The sequence below is a fragment of the Acaryochloris marina S15 genome (genome assembly GCF_018336915.1).
GTDB classification, from domain to species: Bacteria; Cyanobacteriota; Cyanobacteriia; order Thermosynechococcales; family Thermosynechococcaceae; genus Acaryochloris; species Acaryochloris marina_A.
The window spans coordinates 4,915,770-4,937,538 of record NZ_CP064923.1; the positions used below are offsets into that span (position 1 = coordinate 4,915,770).

16 protein-coding genes are annotated in these 21,769 nt (G+C 48.0%); 6 read left to right on the top strand and 10 right to left on the bottom strand.

Going from position 1 to position 21,769, the window contains the following annotated elements; genetic code table 11:
* Positions 1-21: 21 nt before the first annotated feature.
* From I1H34_RS22420 to I1H34_RS22460, 9 genes are all read right to left on the bottom strand, one after another.
* Entirely contained in the window at positions 22-669 is a 648-nt protein-coding gene (locus I1H34_RS22420) for a class I SAM-dependent methyltransferase (protein ID WP_212666396.1), read from the bottom strand.
* Positions 670-789: 120 nt separating this feature from the next.
* Positions 790-936 (bottom strand): hypothetical protein, encoded by a 147-nt coding sequence (locus tag I1H34_RS22425; protein WP_212663120.1) that lies wholly within the window; start codon positions 934-936, stop codon positions 790-792.
* A gap of 69 nt (positions 937-1,005) precedes the next feature.
* Positions 1,006-1,731 (bottom strand): class I SAM-dependent methyltransferase, encoded by a 726-nt coding sequence (locus tag I1H34_RS22430; RefSeq protein ID WP_212663121.1) that lies wholly within the window; start codon positions 1,729-1,731, stop codon positions 1,006-1,008.
* Positions 1,732-2,391: 660 nt separating this feature from the next.
* The gene (locus I1H34_RS22435) at positions 2,392-3,609 is read right to left on the bottom strand and encodes a glycosyltransferase family 39 protein (RefSeq protein ID WP_249369511.1); all 1,218 of its coding nucleotides are present in this window, start codon (positions 3,607-3,609) and stop codon (positions 2,392-2,394) included.
* Positions 3,610-4,336: 727 nt separating this feature from the next.
* Positions 4,337-6,928, bottom strand: a complete 2,592-nt coding sequence (locus tag I1H34_RS22440) for a 3-keto-alpha-glucoside-1,2-lyase-like domain-containing protein (RefSeq protein ID WP_212663123.1) — start codon at positions 6,926-6,928, stop codon at positions 4,337-4,339.
* A 312-nt stretch (positions 6,929-7,240) separates the two neighbouring features.
* Positions 7,241-7,513, bottom strand: a complete 273-nt coding sequence (locus I1H34_RS22445) for a hypothetical protein (protein WP_212663124.1) — start codon at positions 7,511-7,513, stop codon at positions 7,241-7,243.
* A 222-nt stretch (positions 7,514-7,735) separates the two neighbouring features.
* Positions 7,736-8,470 (bottom strand): TraB/TrbI/VirB10 family type IV secretion system protein, encoded by a 735-nt coding sequence (locus I1H34_RS22450; protein WP_212663125.1) that lies wholly within the window; start codon positions 8,468-8,470, stop codon positions 7,736-7,738.
* A 111-nt stretch (positions 8,471-8,581) separates the two neighbouring features.
* Positions 8,582-9,970 carry an IctB family putative bicarbonate transporter gene (locus tag I1H34_RS22455; protein ID WP_212663126.1) on the bottom strand — a complete coding sequence of 463 codons (1,389 nt, stop codon included), beginning with the start codon at positions 9,968-9,970 and terminating at the stop codon, positions 8,582-8,584.
* Between the two features lie 5 nt (positions 9,971-9,975).
* Positions 9,976-10,659, bottom strand: a complete 684-nt coding sequence (locus I1H34_RS22460; protein WP_212663127.1) for a response regulator transcription factor — start codon at positions 10,657-10,659, stop codon at positions 9,976-9,978.
* Positions 10,660-10,749: 90 nt separating this feature from the next.
* Between I1H34_RS22460 and I1H34_RS22465 the strand changes: the two genes are divergently transcribed.
* The 4 genes from I1H34_RS22465 (at position 10,750) to I1H34_RS22480 (ending at position 16,608) form a co-directional block, all read left to right on the top strand.
* Complete coding sequence (locus tag I1H34_RS22465) at positions 10,750-11,154, top strand: hypothetical protein (RefSeq protein WP_212663128.1); 405 nt, start codon at positions 10,750-10,752, stop codon at positions 11,152-11,154.
* 28 nt (positions 11,155-11,182) lie between these two features.
* Entirely contained in the window at positions 11,183-14,431 is a 3,249-nt protein-coding gene (locus I1H34_RS22470; protein WP_212663129.1) for a leucine-rich repeat domain-containing protein, read from the top strand.
* A gap of 509 nt (positions 14,432-14,940) precedes the next feature.
* On the top strand, positions 14,941-16,245 hold the full coding sequence (locus tag I1H34_RS22475; RefSeq protein ID WP_212663130.1) for an ATP-dependent DNA helicase: 1,305 nt from the start codon (positions 14,941-14,943) through the stop codon (positions 16,243-16,245).
* A 183-nt stretch (positions 16,246-16,428) separates the two neighbouring features.
* Positions 16,429-16,608, top strand: a complete 180-nt coding sequence (locus tag I1H34_RS22480; RefSeq protein ID WP_212663131.1) for a hypothetical protein — start codon at positions 16,429-16,431, stop codon at positions 16,606-16,608.
* Positions 16,609-16,633: 25 nt separating this feature from the next.
* Here the strand turns inward: I1H34_RS22480 and I1H34_RS22485 are convergent, their stop codons facing one another.
* Positions 16,634-20,197, bottom strand: a complete 3,564-nt coding sequence (locus I1H34_RS22485; protein WP_212663132.1) for a calcium-binding protein — start codon at positions 20,195-20,197, stop codon at positions 16,634-16,636.
* A gap of 283 nt (positions 20,198-20,480) precedes the next feature.
* Between I1H34_RS22485 and I1H34_RS22490 the strand changes: the two genes are divergently transcribed.
* Complete coding sequence (locus I1H34_RS22490; RefSeq protein ID WP_212663133.1) at positions 20,481-21,302, top strand: ion transporter; 822 nt, start codon at positions 20,481-20,483, stop codon at positions 21,300-21,302.
* 50 nt (positions 21,303-21,352) lie between these two features.
* Positions 21,353-21,676: a hypothetical protein gene (locus I1H34_RS22495; RefSeq protein ID WP_212663134.1), complete on the top strand. Its 324-nt coding sequence runs from the start codon at positions 21,353-21,355 to the stop codon at positions 21,674-21,676.
* The last annotated feature ends 93 nt before the right edge of the window (positions 21,677-21,769 follow it).

Genomic DNA, 21,769 nt, shown 5'->3' on the forward strand with positions numbered 1-21,769 from the left:
ATCAACAGTTGCTCCATCGGCTTAAGTTTTTGTCAGCAGAACCACATCGTTTCCTGAAATGGTCAGAGCTGCCTGCCAATGATGGGCCAACCATTCAAACGTCTCAATCGAAAAGAAACACACATGGGTCAGATCACGTTTGTAATGCCAGTGAGGAAAAGCCGCCTGATCAATAACTTGCTTGGTCATAATCCCCAATACACCCTTGGGCTTTAGGCAAGACCATAATCGTTCAAGCTCTCGTCGAGGATGATGGAGATGTTCAACCACCTCAGATGCAGAAATAAAATCGTACTGTCGTTGCAACACCTTAGTATCTGGGGCATAGAACAGATCGTAGAGTGCCACAGAATGTCCAGCTTCCTCAAACATGCCCGATAGAGTCGGTCCTGGTCCCGACCCAAAATCGAGTCCACAGCTCTGGGGAAGCAAACACTGGGACAAGGGCAGAAAAAGCCGATTCAGAAAGCGACGATACCCTGCATCCTCAGCAGAATTTTCGTGAGTATCGTATCTAGACTTTTCATCTTGTGCTGACAAAAACTGATGGGGGAGCACAAAGACCAAAAGACAGTCAGAGCAACGAAAATAGGCCCGATCATCTTGGTGAAATAGGCTCGCGTTACCTGACTGGCATAACGGACAACACTGATCTAGAAGAGGAACGATATGGGTGGTCTGCGAAAGCTGATGAGTAGAAATGAGCGATTTGCTCCGATGACAGGCACTGAAGAATCATACTGGGTAGGCACGCCAATCTCACAGCAGGATAGATCAGATCTAAACATTTCATGATGCCCCAATAGTCTGAGGGGCAAGGATTACATGATGGCCTTGTCTCTGTAGTTGGGTTGCGATCGCAACCCAACTACACCCACCCCCCAAAACACCCATCGCGCCAGCGCCATACAGCTCATAGCTTTTCTCCAACAGCATGAGTCACCCTAGGTCTTGAAAATTCCACTGGCAACAGCATTCATGATCCATACAAACACTGACAGCCAATTATCTGCCTAAAGTCAGTTTCTGATATCCCATAAGTCTGCGAATCCCCTTAAGCACACCCGAGGGCAGCTTTAGCAAAACATGGTGATGTATGAGCATCAGGCTATCAGGGAGCAATTTCTGCCCACGTGTAGACCACCGAGCCAAGGTATCAGTCACTGTCTGGGCAAGCTCTTTGGTGGCATAGGTCGTCGTACCCGTAAACCCAATATTCTTAAATGCCTTGGATTGAAACAGGTATTTATCCACCACTCGTTTGGGTCCTAAATAGCCCATAAGCTGATTGAACGGGCTACTCGTCGAATCATGAAAGGCAATCGTTCCCCCTTCTACAACAAAAGGAGACCATAGCAAATAATCCTGCTCCACCATGTCATGTTCATGGTTCCCATCAATAAACAGCAACCCTATCGACTGGGTCCATCCTTCACAGGCCTCGGCTGATGTTTTAACCATCGGAGTCACTAACTCCCTAACACCAGCACTCGATACATTATGTTCAAACTCTTGATAAGAGTCTTCTTGGTGGGGGTCAACAGCATAGATAGGAACATTTTCGCCTGCCGCTGAGCCTTGGCTGAGGCAAATCGTTGACTTGCCTTTCCAGGAACCGATTTCTACGATGACTGTTTCAGGGGGACAGGCCTTGGCTCTCGTATAAAGGAATTGTGCTTCTGTATCAGTAAGCCATCCCTTCACATAGTTAGGAATGTTGGGAATATTCATAAGTCAAAAAGTGTTTGGTGGACAAACAGGCACTAGTATCTTGCTAGCTTCACTTGCTACTCTTTAACTGAAAAATTATGATGTTAGCTAACTAGACTACAAAATCATCATAAATACAAGCCACCAAGACCTTGGTAATCTATCGCACATTGTTAATATTTTTAATAACTCAAAAATTATCTATCTCCGATCAAACCCACATACTCTTTTGACTCATAAGTTTGGTATGAAGAGAGAAAAATTCAATCTATAGATTTGTTCCTATAGTCCTTACTGCTTGTCCATTCCAGGTCTAGTCAGGCTACAACTTTATCCTTAGACAAAACCATATAGATTCCAATAAGATGGAGCTAAAAATCAGATAAAGCTCTTATATATCAATACTTTTGAGCAATAAATAGCCTTAAGTATAAGGGTATACATACTTGAAAGTATAATCCGTAGCATTCATTCTACAGAAGCATCAAAGCACATAAACATACAGATTGAAGAGAATATTTCCATTCTCTTCAACTAATAGCTTTCATCTATCTCAAGTCTAATTCAACGAATACAATTATTTTTCCAATCTCAGTGAATTTGCCTAGAACGATCCTAGCAAACTTGCTTGAAGTACCTCATACTTTTTCAGGCAAGTTTGCTATCTGGGCTAAATCCCGATCAGTCTGACTTCGGCGTTAGTAAGAACAGATCTACATCTTCGAACTCTTGCTTCTCTTGGAGTTGGAATTTATCGACGACTGCCTGTCGAAAGCGGTCATGGCCTTCATCCGTGACAAATGCCGTATGTTCATAGGTCAGCCACAGACGCGATTCAAACGTTGGAATATCTTCTAAGACCTGATCAATCTCTTCGAGTGTTCTATTTTTACTGACAATGTCCATAAATTGGGTGGGAGCTGAACCCTGGTAATAATACTTGAACACGGTTGGGTTAGCATGAACCGCAATCTGATCACCCGCCTGCACTTGCTGAGAGAGGGTTTGGACAACACCACGCCAGTCCGATCGATGAGTGTCAGCATAGTAGCGAGACAGCCCGCCACCCACAACAATGGAATAGAGAATGACAATCCCCAGGGCAACAGACCATTTCCACTTCCAAATTCGGGTAAACCCTGCGGCCAACATCACTAATGCATAGGGAGCGGTAAAGAGTAAATACCGTTCAATCCATAAAGAACTAGTGAGATAGGACGCTACAAAAACGGCTGACTGAGGAATAAACCACCAGACAATCACCCAACCAATCGATGACTTCCAAGGTTTGGTTGCGATCAGAAAAACAACCACTCCCACTAACACTAAGGTATAGATATTAATCAGCGGCCCTAACCAAGAGATATCAAAAGGCGGTTTTACCGACCAAATCGTAAACCGGGTTAGCATCCCCGGCAAACTCTTCAGACCTGGACGAGGTTGATAAAGGGCCCAAGTTTGCAGAACATCTCCGCTCCCTTTAGCCGTAATTAAAAAAGTGGGTAAACAGGCAGCCCCCAGAAATAACGCACTGATACCAAACATCATCAGCAGTTTGTGATGTCGCCGAAAATGCCACCCTACCAGCAAAAAATCAGCAAATATCATCGCGATATTTAAGGGCGCTGTCAAAAACATCAACCACCGCGCAATCGCCCATGCAAAGACAGGGGCAACTTTATGCTCTTGCAAGGCTTGCGTGAGCGCTAATGTCCCGGCTAAGGCAAGACAAGTTCCCAAGGTATACATGCGGATTTCTTGGGCATGGTTGATAAATAAGGGCGAGAGCGTTAAAAGGAGTGCTGCCGTAACCCCTGTGACTTTGCTATCCAGCCGAGTCCCTAATACATAAATTAAGCCAACACTGGCTAATGCAAATAGAACTGATAAACTCCTCATCCAAAACTCATTCGTTCCCAATTGCATCCAAACGTGCAATATCAGAAAGTAGAGAGGGCGTGAGATTTTAAATTTAGTTCTAATATTAGTAGCATCTCGAATGCTAAAAGCCTCATCATTCCAAAGGCTTTCACTATCTAATTGATAGAAAAACAGAAAAATTGCGAGGATAAAAACAATGCCAAACGGCAGGAATTCTCGGATCGATTTATTGCCACTAAATCTAGTGTCTAAGGATGATCTTTGCATTAGCTTCTATATCAGTAATCAGTTGCACTGAAATCGGTGGTTCAGTGGGCAGTTCGTGGGTTGCTGTGGGGGGGGACACTTTTTATTCTCCTAGACCATAATATCTAGCAAGGTGGAGTTATGTCACGAAAACAGATCTTAACTACATCTCCTTTGCAAAACTGAGCGCAGAATAAAGAAGACTAATTAATATTAGCTAGCCAATAAAAAGTCTACTTGTAGATTATCTTTAATCAGGCGCCCATCTTAGCTTTCACAGTAAAGGTTGAGCCGACATAAATTTGCCACATCAGGAGGACAGGCTGGGAGCAGGGCTACTTTTGGAAGTGCAGACTTAAGGGATAGAGAGTTGCGATGCGCAACCCTCTATCCATCCTCACTAATACCAGGCAACCCTCTATCCCCACTCATCAATAAGGAAGAGATCAACCGTATAAGCTGATCTCTGTTCTCAACGTTCAGGCAGAACGACTAAGCTTTATAACGGTCGGATCCGAATATTCCGAAACTGCACCACTTCGGTATGGCACTGCAAACCAATAAAGCCATCCGATCGCTTTGTGCCATTGGTATTAGGTGCATTTGCTTGTCCCGGCGGCTGCAGCTCAGGAAACGTACCTTGACACACCAGCTGGTCGTTGAGTTTCACCTCAATCTGATTCCCTTCTAGCCTAATTTCATAGCTATTCCAGAAATCCCGACCATTGCCATCACGAGAGCTAATCTGCTTCGCAGCCCATTGCTGTGCCGGGAAGACTTCATACACGGCTCCCGTCCGATGAAACGGACTGCCATAGACGCTATTGGCAGGACTAAACTGTAAGCCCCGCTCATCAATTTGAACTTCTATCGATGAATTATAGAAGTTATCACTGTCAAGAATTAGTGGCCTCGGGATGCGGAGAAAAATACCGGAATTGGCAGTAATATCAAAGCTTCTCCACTCTAACTTGAAGACAAAGTCCCTAAAGCTAGTGGGGGTATACCAAAGGACCCCAAGCACACTATTAAACCCAGGATTTTCAATACCAGCGCTCAGAATGGCTTGATCCCCATTGACATCGAAGAAGGGGATTTGGCCATCAAACTGCCCCCCTACATATTGCCAACCATCGGCAGCATAGTTGCCAGTATAGAGGGGCTGAAACCCAGCTTCATCGGTGCTGGGCATAGCAGGCTGATACCGTTCCACAATCGAGCGGGCTACCTTACGGGCTAAGGCCAGACCGGTGGGTACGGGATTAGCGGATCCAGCCGTAGGGAATAGGGCTTGATCGGCGCAATAGGCGTTGTAGATATGGTGAAATCTGCCATTTACATCCGTGACTGAGTTGCGGAAGTCTCTACCCATCCAGAGGGAGCCGCACTCATGGTAGGTGGTGCCAATGCCATCTTCGTCACTGGTCTCCCGATCCGGATCGAAATACTGGATATTGCCATTGGCATCGGTATCATCCGCACTCGCAAGAGGTTGCCCCGCTAAGGTAGAAATAAACTTAAAGGCGGAGCCGGACTGATCTTCTCGCACTTTTTTGTCAGCGGGGGTTTCTACAAATCGAACAAAAGCTTTAGGAACCCGCAATTCTTGGCCATTTTCAAAGTAGAGATCATCCCCAGTTCCCCCAAAGGGATTGACGTTCATCCAGCTGGTGGGGGAATTGATATTGCCAACAGCAGCGGTTTTATCCCCGAACATTTCCCCGCAGGTACGAATGCCGATAACGATGCGATCGCTAATCGGTCCTGAAGTTTGTGCTTCCAATATCTTGTCCAGCTCCTCAAAGTTAGGCACCATCCGGTAAAGGAATTCTTCGGGATTATTGGCGGCTCCGGGAAAGGCCGGGGTATTCATATTAGGAGCTGCATAAAACTGGAAATGAAACTGTCCTTCGCCCGCAGGGGTATTCGTTTTGCCTCGAATATTAAGGGCAGCCGTTTGCAGTTCAGTCTTGAGCTGGTCGGGCACCCCTAGGAGGTCACGCTTCACTTTCCAGACAAAGTTGCCGCGCACATGGGCCATTAAGTTGCGGCCCATCAGTTCTCCATTGGGCGCTAAGGCCGCAGGTCGCGGAAAAGAATTGAGGGCGAGGCGAGTGGAGTTGATGGTATTCCCAGCCAAGACAACGGAGGCACTAGGCTGGAGCGGCAACCGGACCACTTGGGCCTGGGTGGTGTCCTTAGGATTATCAGCAAACTGATTTTTCAAGGCCACCACGATTTCCGTGACCACCCCATTTACCGTTTCGAGTTTCAAGACTTCGGCATTGGGAACCAGAAACAGGCGGCGGGCATTATTATTGGCATTGGTTTGGTCGTTATCTTGGCGAATATTATCCAACAGCAAAGGCAAGCTGCTGAACTTATCCAGACTAAAGAGCCCTGAACCTGGGGATTGCCCTAATACCGCAATTGGGGCATCTTCTACAGCGGTTAAGCGTTCGTTCTCTCCCAGAACGCTACTGGCCTTTTGCTTGATGATGTCGAACAGCTCGCCATTGATAAAATCGGCGGCGGGCACGGCTCCAATTTCGCGTTCTACAAATTCATACCCATCAGGCTGCCCGGTTTGGAGTAAGTAATCTCGCACATCATCCGGCCATTGGTTGAGGTCTGCCTCCGTCAGCCGCGGTGTCCACCCACCCCAAAACAGAGATTTCCCACCAACACACTTGTGGTGCTGGACAAACTGACCGCTATTGGCATAGTTGGGTTCCGTAAATTGCGCCCGATCTGACTCGACGATAGGCTCCAGGGTGACACCGAATAAGCCCCCAATCCGAGTCATATTTTGGAAATGTTCACTGATTAAGAAGGGCCCCGCCTCTAGGACTAAAATGCGAGGCTTCACCGCTGCCGTTTGGGTAAATTCAAAGATTTTGGTGGCACAGTAGGCACCATACATGCCAGACCCAATCACCACGACATCAAAAGGTCCACCCATTTGAGCCGCTTGAATTTCGGACCAGGTATTGCAGACAAAGCGAGCAATCCCATCGATGGCAAAGGTGGTTCTCTGCAGATCGGGTAGGGGCAGTGGCTGACCGGTATCAGCCAGTTTATTTAACGGCATGAACAAATGCTCCTTGCGGTAAGAATGGGCATGAGAAATCTCTCCTAGGACAAGAACGACCAAGGTTGAAGTCCATAGATATGGCTTCCCCGACCAAAGAATAGGGGAAGGCCCTCGTTGAAACGGAGGGGAAACAATTTACTCTACTGAAAGACTAAATTCAGGAAATTTCGACTGCTATGGTCTTATCAGCGCTACAGGGCAGGATTATGCAGCCCTTGCTTAAGAAGGATTTAAGATGCTCTATACTGCAACATTCAATAACTTGCAACGGTTGCTTGAAGAGAAGGCTGGCTCATAGATGACCGCAAACTAATCATCTCGTGAGTAGATAGCAACGCCATATACGGCAAAGCTACCGTATACAAAGGCAGGCATAATGAAAATCGTCCACCATTTACCCAACAGCCACCATTCATTAATGGGAGTATGGGGTTCAATATTACTCGCAATTAAAAGGCCTAACGCCGTCGCACAACCACCGATCACATGAATATACAGGGGACATTTAAATCCTGACTGCTGCCAAAGAAACAGCGCACAGGACAGAATGATTACAAGGGTGCCAACTTCAATGGGAGTCACGATCGTCTTTGTATGCTTCGTCTTTAGGTTTCCCGGATGGGGGAACGACTTAGCATGGTCAATTTTCAGGAACAGTCCTCGGTATCGCTCTACGTTAAAAACGTTGTAGCGATCAAAAAAATAGACTGATGCTTGAGCAGGCCAACCTGGAGAGGAAGGCGATCACTCGCATCAGTCCGGTGTGAGGTTTAGTGTGTTGGAAAGGGTTTCAGTAGATGTCGCTTAGTCGATTTTGAGATCTTTTTTTAACCGCAAATCCAAATCGCGATCGGGATAGATAACGACGAGGTTGCGATCTCTGGTATCAATATCGTCATTGCGTCTATCGAAGTCATCATCTCGGCGGCGGCGATCGCCCAAAATAGTGGATAAGACATCTCGGACCCCATCAGAGGTTTTGGTGCGGCGAGAGGCAACCCGGCGGTTGGGATAAATCACCTCAGAGAAAGCATCTAGATTGTAACGACGGCCATTGGGTAACACGATCCGCTTGGCGTCATACTGAATGCCACCATCGCGAGAACGCAGACGGCCTTCAATGCGGCTATTACGCGGGATAATCACCCGGCCCGTATCGTCTGCCCGAATATCGTCATCGATATAGAGGGTGAGATCTCGACTATCGTCTTTGCGTATCACGATGCGATCGCGATTCTTCGCCGAGGTCTGTATCGTTTGACCTTCATACAACCGACCTTTGTTAAACCGTTGAGAATCTTGTCGTTGGTCCCGCCGATCGTCAAAGCGGTCGTCATCATCGACCCGGTCATCATCCACTTTACAGAAATAGCCACTGCGCTGGCGTTTGCACTCATAGCCCCACCGTTCTGCGGCTTCTGGGAAGGAGCGCGGTCGCCGACCGGAAAACTGGGCGTGGGCCGAATCGATGCCCAGTCCTGAGCCCAGCAAGACCACAGAAGCCAGGGTTGTAGGTAAAAGTCTGATTTTAGATTTCATAAGTATCACTGCCTTACAAGGAGTTCAGAGAGATTCAACAACCGATCGGTACATCTTCTGACGCCCCAAAAATCTAAATAGTTTCTGGCGAGTAAGTGATTTGCCTTCTGCTCAGGGCGATACGGCGGTATCAGCCGCAGTGGTTTGGCGATAATAGCTGGCGACGATGGCCACCGTTAACCACCACAGAGTATTGATTTCAGGGCGATACCAAACCGTATCCACAAACCCATGAATAAGCATGCCAAGGATGGATGCAATAGCACCCACTAACCACCAAACATCCTGGCTCTTGAGCTGACGCAGCTTGTGAAACTGCACCCAGGCTTGCTGAAAAATCAGGGCAAGCAGCCACATCAAGCTGGCGAACCCAACAACCCCAGTCTCCACCAAGGTTTCTAAATAAATCGAGTAGGCACTTAGAGCCGTGTAATTAGGTCTTTGAAATAGAGGATAAATCTTGTTAAAGGCTACGTTACCAGGTCCAATTCCCAAGATCGGACGTCTCTGGATCATGTCCTGCACCCCGGCCCACACATTGAGTCGAAAGCTATTGCTGCTATCGTCATGGCCTGAAAAGACACTCAACGCTCGGTTGCGGAGGGGAGCCACAAATAAAATCCCCAAAGCGACCGCGCCGACAATCGTGCCGATGGTGAGGGGAAACGCCCAAATCTGCCAAAACCGGGGTAAGCGAGGCAATAACAAATACAGCGTCATCATGGCCATCACAAAAATAGCCAGGACTAAGCCAATCCAAGCCCCTCGGCAGCCCGTCCAGTACATACAGGCACAGTGAACCAGCAGCATTGTCCCGGCCAGGAGTTTAGCGCCCCAACGCTGCCAAACCACCAGGGCACAGATGCTAAAGAGGATGGCGGGTAAAATATAGGCTGCCAGCAAGTTGGGATTGCCCAAGTAACTATAGACTCTCACCTCATCGGCGGTAGTGGAGTTGGGATCAACCCAAGTGGCTAGGGCTTCTGCCCCAAAGAATTTTTGCCGCACCCCATAAATAGACACAACGATCGCCGTATGCAGATAGACGGCGATCAGCCAGGAGCGTAATCGAGGCGACCTCACTACCCGCTCCGCCAGAACAAAAACAAACACATACAGAGTCATTTTCACCAGCCCAGAGGCTGCTGCCATCTTCACCGGCGACAGGGCCGTAGCAATGATCGTCACTCCCCAGAACAAAAACACCAGTAGATAAATCGGGGAAAATCGATGCGGTCTTAGGTCATCCGACAGGGTTAGCAACAGCCAAAAACCGCCACAAGCCATCGCTAATAATCCCGTCAGACTATTAGGGACAAAGGGAGCCAGGGCAAAAACCGCCGTTAGCAAGACTGCACCAATTTCCTGATGCCATTGCAACAACCAGCTGCCCTGCCGCCATTGGCGGAGGAAGGCGAGCAGTCGCCAGAACAGACTGCCTTGCCGCCACTGCAGAGATTGGATATTGTTCAAGGTCAATGTCTGCCAAATGGTATTCATAAGAGTTACTGTGTCAGACCGTTCTCCAAGGCAAAGCGTACCAGTTCTGTCCGACTATTGGTGCCTGTTTTACTAAAAAGTCGGCTCACATATTTCTCGACATTGCGGACGCTAGTTTCTAAGCGGCGGGCAATCTCTTTGTTCATCAGCCCTACGGCAACCAGATCTAAGACACTCTGTTCGCGAGGGGTAAAGTCAATTTTGATCGTGGGGGTATTTTGGGTAGGCAAAGGGGCACGGTTCATTAGAATGGCCCGAATTTCAGCTACCTGATTGGCTAAATCGGCAATATCGGTAGTCGCATTGGCGTCTTTGGCTTCTTTGCGGGTCAGCAGATTGGTGACAATGGCAACGAGTTCGTCCGGGTCAAAGGGCTTGGAGAGATAGGCATCCACCCCGGCGTTATAGCCTTCAATCCGGTCCTTGGTCATGCCTCGGGCCGTTAAAAACACGATAGGCAATCGCATAAACCGCGCATCTTCCCGCAGTTGGGCCAGAAATTGATAGCCATCGACTTCAGGCATCATAATGTCAGAAATCACCAGGTCGGGAATTCGCTGCTGCAGCAAGTCCCATCCGGCTTTGGCATTACTGGCAACATCAACGGTAAAGCCGCTGTCTTCGAGGTAGGCTTGCACGGCTTCTCGCAATCCTGGCTCATCGTCTACCAATAATAAATGCCCGGTCATAGAATTTCCGTCAATGAGTACTACTAGCTTCAGTTTACCGCCCGAATCTGTCAGTATGAGGGATGAATTGCCGAATGAGGGATTGAGCCGATGCGGTTAGAGTTTGTGCCAGTGGAAGAGTTTTACTTTGCGATTACGCTCTGTGTGCGGGTGCTGACGGAGATTGAGAATCCTGAATTGGTGGCTCAAATGCAGGAGAAGTTGGCGACCACGTTGGGACAGTCTTCGACGGTGGCATCGGCTCAGCAGAACAGTTTTAATTATGTATTCAGGGTGTATGAGGTGGATTGTACCCCGGCGGAGGAGTTGATTGTTTCAATTTCGGATTGGGGAGAGGCACTGCGGTTGAATAGTGATTTTGGCTGGATGTTGGATGAGAATCGCAAGCCTAAGCGGACGGAGAAGTTTGGCCAGCGGGATGAGTTTTTGCAGCAGTTGAAGGCTAAGTTGCAAGAGGAGTTTCAGGTCATATTAAATGAGCCGACTCCAACCTAGAACAGAGTAAGTTATGGAGCCTTTTTGCATGGACTCGGTAACACTGATGTGCCAAATTGAGCAAGCTAAGCAAACTGGTGAGCTATACCTCAACAATAAGCAACTGACGCATGTGCCGCCAGAATTGACACAACTCAAAAACTTAACTCTCCTATCTCTCAGCGATAACAATCTGACGAGTGTGCCACCAGAATTGGCACAACTTAAAAACTTGACAGCGCTAGATCTAAGTAAGAATCAACTGACGCATTTTCCACCAGAATTAGAACAACTCAAAAACTTAACTCTGCTGTACTTGAGCGATAACCAGCTTACAAGTTTGCCTGCAGAATTGGCACAACTACAAAACCTAAAGGAGCTAGACCTCCGCTCTAACAATCTGGCGAGTGTGCCACCAGAATTGGCACAACTACAAAACTTGAAGGAGCTATACCTCAGTGCTAACCAGCTCACAAGTTTGCCTGCAGAATTGGCACAACTACAAAACTTGAAGGAGCTATACCTCAGTGCTAACCAGCTCACAAGTCTGCCCGCAGAAGTGGCTCAGCTACAAAATTTAACTCTCCTATCCCTCAGTTCTAACAAGCTCACAAGTTTGCCTGCAGAATTGGCACAACTCAAAAACTTAACAGCGCTATCCCTACGCGACAACAAGCTCACAAGTGTGCCTGCAGAATTGGCACAACTCAAAAACTTAAAAGAGCTTTACCTCCGTTCTAACCAGCTCACAAGTCTGCCCGCAGAATTGGCTCAGCTAACCAACTTGACTTTGCTATCCCTCAGCAACAACCAATTAATGCGTGTGCCCTCAGAATTAGCACAACTCAAAAACTTAGAAGAGTTACATCTCAGCGGCAACCATCTACTAGATATTCCTCTGGAATTAGCACAACTGACAAACTTGACGTGGTTATATCTCCGTTCCAACCAACTGACAAGTGTGCCTCCGGAATTAGCACAACTCAAAAACTTGAAGGAACTAGACCTCCGTGATAACCAACTATCAAATATCTCGCCAGAGATTTTGGCTCAAGGACCTGCAGCTATTTTGGGGCATTTGCGAGCACAACTCAAAGCAGGCCAACCTCAATGGATCTCTAAGCTACTCGTTGTCGGAGAGGGTGGGGTAGGCAAAACATCTCTCATACGAGCGTTACGCAACGAACTCTTTGATGTAGCTGAGTCCACAACCCACGGTATTGATATCCAAACTTTGGAACTCCAACATTGCCAAAAACCTGGAGTCACAATGCAACTCAATAGCTGGGATTTTGGCGGTCAGGAGATTTACCATGCGACCCACCAATTTTTTCTCACCAATCGCTCTTTATTTGTTGTGGTGTGGAATGCTCGTTTGGGTTTTGAACAAGGCAAGCTTAGCTACTGGCTCAAAACAATTCGAGCCAATGCTCCCGAATCCCCTATCTTGATTGTTGCCTCCCATATCGACGAGCGGTTTGCTGACCTACCTTTTAGTGAATTCAAACAACAGTTTCCACAAATCGTTGGTCAATATACCATCAGCAATAAAGATGGACAAGGCATTCCAGAACTTCGCCAGGCTATCACCAATGCAGCAGCAGACCTCCCTCTAATGGGTGAAATCTGGCCTGAAAATTGGCTGCAAGCTGCTACTGTAATTCGCAATTTACCGAAGGATCAAAAATGTATCTCTCCCCATCAGCTTTGGCAACGAATGACTGAGAAACATGTCACGCAAGAGCATCACGCCATACTGGCCCAATGGCTGCATGAGTTAGGTGACATCCTTTTCTTTGTAGATAGCGAAGACCTCAATGACTTAGTGATCCTCAAGCCCCAATGGGTAACTGAGTACATCAGCAAGGTCTTAGAAGCAGAGGGTGTCATTAACAATCAAGGTATCTTTACCCGCCAGTGCATGGATCAAATTTGGTCCGATCTAGAGTTGTCTTTGCACATCCATTTTCTCCGCCTCATGGAGCGGTTTGATCTGTCTTATCGCACCCTTGAAAATAAAGACATTAGCTTAGTTGTAGAGCGCCTTGCCTTTGAGCCTTCTGCCTACCAAGAACTATGGGAAAAACCCACCCAAACAGAACCCTGCAAGCAACTCTCCATGAAGTTTCAACTCAGTGAGATCTTGCCCGGTATTCCCACTTGGTTTATTGCCCGTCAGCATCGCTTCACAACCGGGAACCACTGGCGCACAGGTGTTCTACTAGCTGATAGCCCGGCACACAAGCACTTGGGCTTAGTCAAAATTGGCCGCGATCCTTCTACCAACGTGGAATTTTTAGAGCTAACGGTGCGTGGTCCCATGCCCCACAATTTCTTTGACCTCCTCAAAGAAGGTATAGAAGTCACCCTTAACCGCTATCCTGGCCTCAAAGTAACCCGATTGATTCCCTGCCCAGATCCTAACCAAGAACCTTGCTTCCACGAGTTTGACTATGCCAACCTGATTAAGCGCCTTGAGCGCAAGCAGCCCAAAAATCATATTGAATGCCCCAACTGCCTAGAAAATATCTACGTCCCCCAACTGCTCTTTGGTCTCCACCCCACCACCGAAGCCGCAGTCTTCCGGAAAATTGACGAACTCAACCAAACCACTCAAGCAGGTTTTTCCGACATGCAATCGGGCTTTTCCGAATTGCGCGAACTCCTCCAGCGCGAATTCCTCCGCCAATTTCGCCGCGACCAACAATTCCCCGAATCCCAATGCCCTAACGTCTTCGCTTTACGTCCTGATGATCGGGGTATGTGGACCAAAGATCTTGATCAAACCCGCATCAACCTCCAGCTCTACTGCCAAGCTCCTGGTCAGTGGCATCCCACCAATACTCCCGAACAACCCAAAAACGGTCTATACACCATTGATGTTCCTAAAAAGTGGTTACAAGCAATGGCCCCCCATATGCGACGGCTAGTGAAAGTCTTTAAATATGCGTCTCCCTTAGTCAGTCCCGTCCTAGGGAAAACCCTTCCCGATATTGCCGAAGCCGTCAAAGCGGATGTGGGGTTAATGAATGCCTTAGTCACCAAACTCCCAGACATTATGGACTCGCCAGAATTCCGCTGGCAGGATGATCGGCACGAAGACGAGATTGAACGACTATCGGGTTCAGCCCTTCGCTCCCTCCGCCATTTCCTAGACGAAAAAGATCCTCAGCAACATTGGGGCGGCTTAAAACGTATCCTCACCCCAGAAGGCGATTACCTCTGGCTTTGCGAGAAACATGCTCGGGAATATGCATCCACCTACAGCGAAGATTATCCAGAGCAGCGCGAACAGTGATAAGAGATACTGCCCTGGCATAGCCATCCTGCCAAGCTAAAGAATTAAAATTGATTAATACCGAGATTTCTGCCGTCTCTTTTGGCAACATCAGCTTTTGCACTCGCCCCCTAAATTCCCCATCCTGGGGGACTTTGAGCCTATATCTAGGCTAATGAATCTAGACAGTGAGATCTCTAGAGCTGCTGAGGTTCAATTCTGCCACAGATTCTGTGTGGGTCAAGCAGACAAGTCCCCCACTAGTGGGGGATTTAGGGGGCCATTAGTGGCGTTAAGGCTGTGGAGGATAGGAGGTAGAGCCGTGTTCAACTATATTTTCCGGTGTTATTAAGTTCGTTATCCTAAGACAATTAAGCATTCTGTAAGCTTGCCCACCCAAGACACCCTAGCAGTGACATAAGGTTTTTAGCCGGGTCTAATGCCCAAACCCACCCACAGATCAACAGCAATTGACCTCATCCTACGAACCCTTGCTTTAGTATGGTGAAGATCGTTTCCACTGCTGACTGATGGCAGTCAAAACCAAAACAAACATCACCCTCACCGAGCATCAACAGACTGCCCTGGACCAGCTCCATGCTTTTTTGGATAGTCCAGAACGGCTGTTTGTCCTAGAAGGATATGCAGGCACAGGCAAAACCACCCTATTGCAAGCCTTCGTCTCTCAGCTAAAAGAGCGGGGAGACCGTCGAGACATTGTTTTTAGTGCCTTTACCAACAAAGCCACTAAAGTTCTAAACCAAATGGTGTCTTCTTGGGGATTGAGCGTCGAATGCCTCACCTGCTGTCAGCTTCTAGGTCTACGCCCACAGATCAATCCCGAGACAGGGGAACAAGATTTCGTCCTCGATTCAAACGAAGAAAGCTCCTTTGGAAAATTTGCCTTAGTAGTCGTTGACGAATGCTCCATGGTCAACCGCAACCTGTGGGAGCTATTGCAAACGGAACTATACGCTTTTCACCTCACCACCCAGTTATTATTCGTGGGGGACTCCGCCCAGCTGCCTCCCATTAATGAACCCACATCCCAAACCTTCCTGGAGATTCCCAACAAAGCTCAGCTGACGGAAGTCATGCGTTATGGCAACTCCATCGGAGTCTTGGCAGAATCGGTGCGCTGTCATTTAGACACCTACAAACTCCCTACCTTCCATACGGATCTCAATGAAGATAAAACCGAAGGCACCGTAATCCTCCGACAAACTGACTGGACCCAACAGCTCCTCCGAGCCTTTACCAGTGAAAAAGGCCAGGAAGATTCTGATTATGTCCGAGCCTTGGCCTATACCAACAAACGGGTCGCCCATCTCAATCAGCAAATTCGTAACGCTATCTTTGGCAAAGAGGCTTGCCGCTTTGTCCCCGGCGAACGACTAATTGCCACGGGTCCTGTGTTTCGGCGTAAGGATGAAATCGTCATGCAAACCTCCTCCGAATGCTGGGTGGAGGATGCCTATGAGGACAGCTCCTCTGGTTGGCAGGTCTGGCGACTATTTGTGGTCACCGATGCCAACTTTGATGTCGAGGTCACCGTTCTGCATGAGTCAGAACATCAACGATTTCAAAAAGAACTCAAACGCCTAGCAGACGGCAAACAATGGCAAGATTTCTGGATCCTCAAGCAACAACGATTTGCCAACCTAAACTATAGCTACGCCTTAACCGTCCATAAGTCTCAAGGCTCTACCTTTCAGAATGTCTTCGTTGACCTCCCCAACCTAATGCGCAACAGCAATATTCGCGAACGCAACCAGCTACTTTATGTCGCCGTCACCCGATCAGCCAAAAGGCTGTTTGTATGCAAAGCCCGCTAATCCATACCCAGGAAAGGTCGCAGAGAATATACAATTCTTTTTTTAAATGTCTTTGAAACTTCTACAGAAGTTATACAAGTACAACTTGTGATTGAACACTATCTCAACCCTGGCCTTGTAATACTAATGATGTGGAGAAAAAACAAACCCCTCCAAACCCACTCTTAAACAAAGCATCATCCAGTGAACACTCCTACACTACTCACCACACAATCCCAGGCAGTCCGGATGATGACTCCAGTGATGTCCCACCCATCACACTCCCAAGAAAATACCCCGACTGCAAAAGCAATCGAGGTACGACAGACACATGATGGGAACACAACAACGTTTCAGGTAGAAGCCAAAGAAAAAGGCAACTGAAACAAAAAACAAGGAAAAGAAAAAATTAAAAAGCAACAACAGGGCTAGCGTAATAGAAAGAAGAATCAGCCAAAGAAAGCTGAGAAGCGCCAGAAATTGTTGCAATTAACTCATCAGAACCACCCACTTGACCATCTTGGTTGGTATCTAGATAAAGATTTGCGCCTTGAGCGGTAGATCCTAATACATAGTCAGCAGCAGATCCGGCGAGCTGAATCTTGTCTTCTTGGGCATTGAAGTCCGTAATCATGGCAAAGTCATTTGTACCTGCCAGTAGGTCGTCGCCATCGTTATAGAAGGCAACTGCATTACCGAGAATAAAGTGGTCTTCACCAGCACCCCCTGTAAGCCGATCTACAGATCCTTGGCCAAAGCCAGCGTTGGGATCGACACCGACTAAAATATCGTTACCCGCTCCACCGATGAGGGTGTCATTGCCAAAGCCACCTTCTAAGATGTCATCGCCTTGGTTGCCGGATAGGCGGTCGTTTCCATTGTTGCCCAAGACAATATCGTTGCCTTCGCCACCAAACAACACGTCATGACGAATTGCAGAGACGGATTCAAATACAGTGACATCATCAAGATAACCACCTAGACTGTCATCCTTACCTGCTGCTCTAAATTCTAGAGCAGTCGTCCCGCCTTCACCCGCTTCAACTGTGTAGGTATAGGTTTTCCAGTCTTCAGTCTTGCTAACTCCAGTGATGGTGTCTAGAAGCTCTCCATTCCAGTAGACTTCAACAGGGTTACTGGTTTCAGCCACACCCGGACGAGGAGTGTAAGCAAAGGAGATTTCGTAGGTTTTTCCGGCTTCAGTGTCTAAGTTTTGCATCATGCCACTGTTGTCATGACTGTCTAGCTCAATTCGAGCTTTGCCATCATCAGCCTTGCCAAACTGCTGAACTTCAATTCCTTTGCCTTGAGTGGTTGTCCAGCCCTCAACGGAGCCAAACACACCCCAGTTACGATTGCCGAGCTGGTTCTCTTCAAAGCTACCGTTAGCGACTAAGTTGCGAGGTGCAATAATATCTTCTGCACCACCGTCAATAATGTCGTTGCCGGTGCCACCGTAAATTGTGTCGTTGCCCGTGCCACCGTTGAGGATGTCATGGCCCGCATCACCATACATGCGGTCTGCACCTTCGTTGCCGACAATAATATCTTCGCCTTCGCCACCGTACAGCTTATCTTTACCCGCACCACCGAGGACAACATCGTTGCCCGTGCCACCGTAGATTAAGTCGCGGCCTTCGTCTCCACTTAAAACATCATGACCCGCTTCACCGTAGAGGCTATCGTTGCCTGTCCCACCAGACATCCAATAGTCGTCGCCGGCACCACCCACTAACTTGTCACGGCCTGCCTCGCCTTCAAGGATATCGTGACCGTCTTGGCCGAGGAGCGTATCATTACCTGCGCCACCTTTGAGGACATCATGGCCTGCACCACCATCTACAAAATCGCGTCCTGCGCCACCTTCAGCATAGTCTTCGCCTGCGCCAGCATATAAGGTGTCACGACCTTCATCGCCGAAGAGGGCGTCGTTGTCGAGGCCACCTTCAATATAGTCACGGCCCTTACCGCCACTTAAGACATCATGACCGGCTTCACCGTAAAGACTATCGTTGCCTGTCCCACCAGACATCCAGTAGTCATCGCCAGCTCCACCCATCAATTCGTCGTGGCCTGCTTCACCTTCTAATACATCATTTCCGTCTTGGCCGAGCAGGGTGTCATTACCTGTGCCACCTTTGAGGACATCATGACCGGCTCCACCATCGATCAGGTCGCTGCCTTTGCCGCCTTCTGCATAATCGTCACCTTCTCCAGCGAATAGGGTGTCTTTACCCTCATCACCGAAGAGGGCGTCATTGTCGAGACCACCGTCCAAGTAGTCATGGCCCTTACCACCACTTAAAACATCATGACCCGCTTCACCATACAGACTATCGTTGCCAGTACCACCAGACATCCAGTAGTCATCACCGGCACCACCGATTAACTCATCATGGCCGGCTTCACCTTCAATAATGTCATGACCGTCTTGACCCAGAAGAGTGTCATTGCCACTGCCACCTTTAATGTGGTCATGGCCTGCTCCACCATCGACAAGATCACTGCCCTTGCCGCCTTCAGCATAATCGTCACCTTCGCCTGCAAATAGGGTGTCTTTGCCTTCATCTCCAAAAAGTGCGTCATTATCAAGGCCACCTTCAAGGTAGTCATGGCCTTTGCCACCACTTAAGACATCATGACCGGCTTCACCGTAAAGACTATCGTTACCTGTCCCACCGGTCATCCAATAGTCATCACCAGCACCACCCATCAATTCGTCATGGCCTGCTTCACCTTCTAGAATGTCGTGACCGTCTTGACCCAAAAGGGTGTCATTGCCGCTGCCACCTTTGATGTGATCATGGCCTGCACCGCCATCGACTAAGTCGCGACCAGTGCCACCATCTGCATAATCTTCACCTTCACCACCAAGAAGGACATCATGCCCTTGGTTCCCCTGGAGATTGTCATTATCAGCGCCCCCGGCGAGATAGTCATTCCCTTTTCCACCCGTTAGGAAGTCATTACCAGCTTCTCCATAGAGGCTGTCATTCCCTTTTCCACCAGAGACAAAGTAGTCGTCACCCGCGCCGCCAATGAGTTTGTCATGGCCCACTTCACCTTCGATCACATCATGGCCGTCTTGCCCTAGAAGGGTATCGCTACCGCTGCCGCCTTTGATATGGTCATGGCCTGCACCGCCGTCTACCAAATCGTTGCCAGTACCGCCGTCTGCATAGTCTTCGCCTTCTCCTGCAAATAGGGTATCTTTACCTTCATTCCCGGATAGATTATCGTTGCCAGTGCCGCCTTCGATATAGTCGTTGCCGGTGCCACCGGTCAGGTAGTCTTCACCGGCTTCTCCGTATAAGCTATCGTTGCCAGCACCACCGGAAACCCAATAGTCATTGCCTGCACCACCGATTAACTCGTCATTTCCACCTTCACCATCGATGATGTCGTGACCATCTTGACCGAGGAGGGTATCGTTACCACTGCCACCCTTAATGTGGTCATGGCCGGCCCCACCGTCTACGAGGTCATGGCCTTGGCCGCCGTTGGCATAGTCTTCATTATCGCCACCATAGAGGCTATCGTTCCCCTGGTCACCACTGAGATTATCGTTATCTGCACCGCCTGCGAGGTAGTCATGGCCAGTGCCACCGCTCATAACATCGCTATTCCCTTCACCGTAGAGGCTGTCGTTGCCTGCCCCACCGGACATCCAGTAATCGTCGCCAGCGCCACCGACTAGTTTGTCATTCCCGGCTCCGCCTTCGAGGATATCGTGGCCGTCTTGACCAAGAAGCGTATCGTGTCCACTGCCGCCTTTAATGTGGTCATGGTTGGCACCACCGTCTACTAAGTCATTGCCTTGACCGCCATCTGCAAAGTCTTCACCTTGACCAGCAAGTAGGGTGTCATCCCCTTTTTCACCGACCAGATTATCGTTACCAAGGTCTCCTAGAATCATGTCTTCTTCTAAGGAGCCGACTAATAAATCGTCATTCTCAGTTCCGAATACCTGCATAATTTTGGCCTATCTCTCGTGTATATATTCAGGCTATTCATTGCAGTTAGCTTGAAGGTCAACAAAAATAGGCATAAGAATAACTTATGAATTGTACTTTTTAAGCGCTGTATTCTTTTACTAGAAAGGGTTCAGGTTTATTTTTATTTTCAAACAAATTTTTTTCTTTTAAGCGGTGTCATCCGTAGAATTATGAATTTTTTTTTGAGTATTGGGGGAACAAATCGTCTCAAGAGCTGCTAACTTATGGGAGTAAATCAGGCTATTTAATGCAGGTGAACTGATGGGGGGCAAGAGAAAAAAAACTTGGCGACGACGCGTTTTCGAAATCTTAGAAGTGGCCGATGCCGGTGATCGAGCTAGCCAAATCTTCGATATCAGCTTGTTGGTGCTAATTTTGGCCAACTTGGTGGTGATTACCCTAGAAACGGTGGAAGGATTAACCACACAGTATCGAAGCTATTTTGAGATCTGTGAGACCGTCAGCATTACGATCTTTACGATTGAATATCTGCTACGAATCTGGTCCTGTACGGCCTCTCCAGACTTCAAACATCCCCTATTAGGGCGAGTTAAATTTCTATTTACACCGCTCGCGTTGATTGACTTGATGGCCCTGGCACCGTTTTATTTACCGTTACTGATTCCCATCGACATCCGGTTTATTCGCTTTATCCGACTGCTGAGAGTTTTACGGTTATTTAAGCTCAGTCGATATTTTCAGTCGTTTCAAGTCTTAGGCAATATCCTAAAGTCAAAACGAGATGAGTTATTAGTCACCCTGATGGGGGTTTTAGGCTTACTATGGCTGGCCTCTACGTTGATGTACTTTATTGAGCATGATGCTCAGCCTGAGGCCTTTGCCAATATTCCAGCCACCATGTGGTGGGGGGTGGCGACTCTGACCACGGTGGGATATGGAGATATCTACCCTGTAACCACCGCCGGTCGAGTGTTAGGGAGTGTGATTTCGATTTTGGGGATTGGTTTATTTGCTTTGCCAACGGGGATTTTGGCTTCTGGATTTACGGAAGAATTAGATCGGCGAAAACAATTACCTACAAATGAATCCAGCACTTGTCCACATTGTGGAAAACTTTTATAGGACCATTTTTCTCACTCTCTTCCAGATTGAGCCAGGAAACCCTAAAAAAAATGACAACAGAAATTTCAGTTGAATCCATCGATGGTGTGTTGAGTGTTAGAACAGCCAATGGACCGAGGGATTATATCTTGTGGCAATGGACTGAATCGGCACCACACGACATCTATGTTGAGTTTAATAACCCAAGCCATGGTGAATACAATTCCATTGATGAATGCACTGTCATGCTGGATGGAGTGCATATTGTTACCTCAGATCAGGACCTGATTCACTTCTACTTTGATGGCATCAGCCAAGCACTATATTCAAAGTTCAGTCATGGCTTAAAACAAATCTACGCTTTCGTACCCGATATTCTGGCAGTTCTCGATTGAGGGATCTTAACTGATCTGCCGATGGTCTCACCCTCTGAAAGATATGTTGAGCTGAATCTATACATGGTTCGGACAATGTGGGTGTGCTAGCGT